General features: G+C 60.1%; 4 protein-coding genes. 2 read left to right on the top strand and 2 right to left on the bottom strand.

The window, feature by feature from the left end; translation table 11 throughout:
- Positions 1-247: 247 nt before the first annotated feature.
- Positions 248-1,078, bottom strand: coding sequence for a p-hydroxycinnamoyl CoA hydratase/lyase (locus L9Z73_RS26155; RefSeq protein ID WP_247407366.1), 831 nt, complete (start codon positions 1,076-1,078; stop codon positions 248-250).
- Between the two features lie 213 nt (positions 1,079-1,291).
- On the opposite strand from L9Z73_RS26155, the gene L9Z73_RS26160 reads away from it, so the two are divergent.
- Complete coding sequence (locus L9Z73_RS26160; protein WP_247407369.1) at positions 1,292-1,780, top strand: MarR family winged helix-turn-helix transcriptional regulator; 489 nt, start codon at positions 1,292-1,294, stop codon at positions 1,778-1,780.
- A gap of 5 nt (positions 1,781-1,785) precedes the next feature.
- Here L9Z73_RS26160 and L9Z73_RS26165 read toward each other — a convergent pair whose 3' ends face one another.
- Positions 1,786-3,111: an OprD family porin gene (locus L9Z73_RS26165; RefSeq protein ID WP_247407372.1), complete on the bottom strand. Its 1,326-nt coding sequence runs from the start codon at positions 3,109-3,111 to the stop codon at positions 1,786-1,788.
- A 311-nt stretch (positions 3,112-3,422) separates the two neighbouring features.
- Between L9Z73_RS26165 and mhpT the strand changes: the two genes are divergently transcribed.
- Positions 3,423-4,387: 3-(3-hydroxy-phenyl)propionate transporter MhpT (mhpT, locus tag L9Z73_RS26170; RefSeq protein ID WP_247407375.1), on the top strand; the 965-nt coding region annotated here is incomplete at its 3' end.

The following is a 4,387-nucleotide window of genomic DNA, read 5'->3' on the forward strand; positions in this document are numbered from 1 at the left end:
GGCGGCGTCGGCATCTTCCAGGGTCGCGGCGGCAACCCGCGAAACCACTTCACCGGTCACCGGGTTGCGACGCTCGAAGGTTCGACCGTCACGGGCGGGGCACGACTGGCCGCCGATCAACAGGGGCACGTCCAGCATGGTGATTCCTCTTTATTGTCTTTATGGGGAATGCATTCAAGCGATGTCACAGTAGCGCCAGCGTGAGGCAGCGAACAGCGGGATGCGGCCCGCTATTCGCCGGCAAGCCTCAGCGTTTGTACGTCTGCAGGCCGGGTTTGATGCTCTTGTCGTCGAGAAACTGCTTCATGCCCTGCTCGCGGCCGCCTTCGGTGTCGAGCAAACGCGACTGATCGAGCTTGGCGTAGAGGTAATCCTCGTTCTGCTCCCAGGTCAATTCGCGACAACGCTTGAAGCCATGCTTGGCCGCCCGCAGCACCACCGGGTTTTTCTCCAGCAGGTTGCGCGCCAATTCAATCGTCACTTCGCGCAGTTGCGCCAGCGGCACGCTTTCGTTGACCAGGCCCATCTCGGCGGCCTTCTGCCCGCCAAAGGTCTTGCCGGTCATGATGTAGTACAGCGATTGACGATGGCCCACGGTGTCGGCCATGGCCTTGCTCACCAGGTTGCCCGGTGGGATGCCCCAGTTGATTTCCGAGAGACCGAAGGTCGCTTCGTCGGCACAGATCGCCAGGTCGCACGCCACCAATGGGCTGAAGCCGCCGCCGAAGCACCAGCCATTGACCATGGCGATGGTGGGCTTGGCGTACATGCGCAGCAGTTTCCATTGCCATTGCGAGGCTTCGCGGCGGATTTTCTCCTGGAGGATTTCCGGGCCGGCATCCACCTCGCGAAAGTATTCCTTGAGGTCCATGCCGGCGGTCCAGGCTTCGCCGGCACCGGTCAAGACCAGCACGCCAGTGGCAGGGTCCTGCTCCAGGGTTTCCAGAACGTCGATCATTTCGCGGTTCAGGGTCGGGCTCATGGCGTTGCGTTTTTCCGGGCGATTGAGAATGACCCAGGCAATGCCTTCCTCGATTTCAACCTTGACGGTGGTCCAACGGCCTTCGTAATTACTCATGACGGTACGCTCTTGTTCTGGGTTGGAAGATGATTCGAAATTAAACCGCAAATATAGTTATGTCAATTAACTATTAATCTTGATAACCAATATTTTTCCCCTGTAAACCCTAAGCTGCTCGGGTGTTATGAAAAGCCGGCATAGCCATGGCTCGCCAACCTCGGCAAACTAGATAGCTTTCTTAACCTCCACCTTCTGAGGATTGCACTGTTAATGGCCAAGCCTTCCAACATCGCCGACGCCAACCTGGCCCTGCCCGACACCACCGAGGGGCGTGCGCCGCTGGATTCGGCCCTGGACGACCTGATCGGTTACGCCATGCGTCGCGCCCAGCTCAAGCTGTTCCAGAACCTGATCGGTCGACTTTCCGAGCACGACCTGCGCCCGGCTCAGTTCTCGGCCCTGGCGATCATCGAGCAGAACCCCGGCCTGATGCAGGCCGACCTGGCCCGCGCCCTGGCGATTGAGCCACCCCAGGTGGTGCCGCTGCTGAACAAGCTGGAAAGCCGCGCCCTCGCCGTGCGTGTGCGCTGCAAGCCGGACAAGCGCTCCTATGGGATCTTCCTCAGCAAGACCGGCGAAACCCTGCTCAAGACGCTCAAAGAGATCGCCGCACAGAGTGACCTTGACGCCACCGCAGCCCTGGACGGTCAAGAACGTGCAGAGCTGCTGCGCTTGCTGAAGAAGGTGTATCAGGACTGACGGGCTTACCAGAGCGCCACGGTGTAGAGCACCAGGAAACGGGTCTGGTTTTCATCGCGAAACGCCGCGCCGCTCGGGAAGTCATTGCGATAGATCGACTTGCGCGCCATCAGCCCGACGTTCTTCAGCGGGCCGCTCTGGATCACGTAGCCCAGTTCCATCTGGAACTCGCGCTCCTTGCGATCCTCGGCATTGAACGCCGCCAGCTCGATGTTATCGCCGCGCACATAACGCAGCCGGCCCTTCAGGCCCGGCAAACCGGATGCCGCAAAGTCATAGTCGTAGATCGCCTGCCAGGTGCGTTCCTTGGCATTGAGAAAGTCCGAACTCATGGTCAGTTCGCTCATGCCCATCAGCTCAGTCCCGGAGATATAGGGCGTGGCCGTCTCCCCACTGGAATGCATGTAGCCCAAGCTGAATTTGTGACCGCCCAGGCGGTAGCCAAACAACGCCGAAAGGTTGCGGTTATCCACGTTCCCCGCCTTGGCGCTGCCGTCCTCGCGACTGAAGAAACTGCGCAGGTCGCTGGTGAGCACGCCATCGCCCACGGGCAGATTGTGCAGCAACGCCAGGGTGTCCTGCTGGTAGAGGTCGGCGATCTGCGAGTGATAGGCGCGCAGGCTGAGGTCTTTGTTGACCTGGTAGTCACCGCCGACGTAAGCCAGGTGCGAGGTGGTGGCGGTGGCGTTGAAACGCCGGTTGGGCGAGGCGATGGTCATGGCCTGGTAGTCGGTGGAGTCGCGCTTGTTGATGCGGTCGATGTAGCCGGTATTGAGAGTCAGGCCGTCGATATCCTTGGAGCTCAAGGTGGTGCCGCGAAAGGTTTGCGGCAGCAGGCGCGACGGGCTGGCAAAGGCGAACGGCAGGAAGATCGACACGTCACCGGTCTTCACGGTGGTTTGTGCAAACCGCAGCTTGGCGGTCGGCGCCAGGCGCGAGTATTCATCGGCGGCACGCTTGTCGCTGGCCGACACCGGCAACAACTCGGTGCCGCTGCGGTCCGGCGAAGAGTCGAGCTTGACCCCCATCAGCCCGCGCACATCCAGGCCAAAGCCCACCGGGCCCGGGGTGTACCCCGATTCCAGGTTGAGGATGAACGCCTGGGCCCATTCCCGCGCGGCGGTCTTCGCACCGTCGTCCTTGTAGTCGCGGTCCAGGTAATAATTGCGCAGGGTCAAGGTGCCGTGGCTGTCGTCGATAAAACCGGCCGCCCACAGCTGGGTGGGCAGCACGCTCAAGGCCAGTAACGCCATGACCAGGCTTGGCTTGCGGTTCGACACACAGGAGACGGACGCCACTGCAACGGCGTCCTCCATAGGGAGTTTTGGCATGTTCATTGTCCATTTGTTGTTGTTGTTTTTGGGGTGGCACACGCTCGGCCCAGTCGGCTTCGCGAACAGAGAATGGAAACAGCCGACGGTGCTCGTCAACAGCAAATGACCGATAATCGAACATTAATAAAGCTATCTACTTTTCAGATCATCACAGATACACATCTCAACACTATGATTTTTAAGTACTTATTTATTGTTTTTTTGCATTTTTAATACGCTATTCATTTTTTAGTTATCTTTGTTATCTTAATCGCAGCAGCCACTTGCGCTCGCCACCACAACAAAAACAACAACAATGAGGTTTGCCCATGGACAGTCCATCGCGTCGTTCGACGCTGACTATCGCGTTGTGCTTTATCGTTGCGCTGATCGAGGGGTTCGATCTGCAAGCCGCCGGAACCACCGCCGCAGGGTTGCGTCAGAGTTTTGCCCTGGACCCGAAAATGCTCGGCTGGGTATTCAGCGTAGGGATCATTGGCCTGCTGCCGGGGGCGTTCTTCGGCGGCTGGGTCGCCGACCGAATCGGGCGCAAGAAAATCCTGGTGATCGCCGTGCTGCTGTTCGGGCTGTTCTCGCTTTGCACCGCGTTTGTCGAAAGCTACTCGAGCCTGCTGTTGGTGCGTTTTTTGACCGGCCTGGGGCTGGGCGCCGCGCTGCCCAACCTGATCGCCCTGTGCGCCGAAGCGGCCAGCGAACGCAACCGTGGCACCGCCATCAGTGTCATGTACTGCGGCGTGCCGTTGGGCGGCGCATTGGCGGCGGTCGTGGCGATGTTTTCCAGTGAACACTGGCAGACCACCTTTATCATCGGCGGCCTGGCGCCCTTGTTGGCCGTGCCCTTGATGATCCTGCTGCTGCCCGAGTCCAACGCCTTTCGCCAACAGCTCGACAAGACCCTCAGTGCTCGCCCCTCCACCCGCCAGGCGCTGTTCGGCGAAGGCCGCGCGCGCACCACACTGGCGTTGTGGCTCAGCTACTTCTTCACCCTGACCGTGATGTACATGCTGCTCAACTGGCTGCCGTCGTTGTTACTCGAACAAGGTTTCAGCAAACCCCAGGCGGGCATGGTGCAGATGCTGTTCAACATCGGCGGCGCCCTTGGCTCGCTGCTCGGCGGTGTCCTGCTGGACCGCTGCAATGCCCTCAGAGTGGTGCTGTTCGTGTATGCCGGGCTGCTCGCGGCCTTGGCCGGGGTCGGGCTGTCGGTGGGCATCGTGCCCATGGCCATCGCGGGTTTCGCCGCAGGCTTGTTCGTGATGGCCGCGCAGTTGGT

The organism is Pseudomonas emilianonis, assembly GCF_023072625.1.
Lineage (GTDB): Bacteria > Pseudomonadota > Gammaproteobacteria > Pseudomonadales > Pseudomonadaceae > Aquipseudomonas > Aquipseudomonas paraveronii.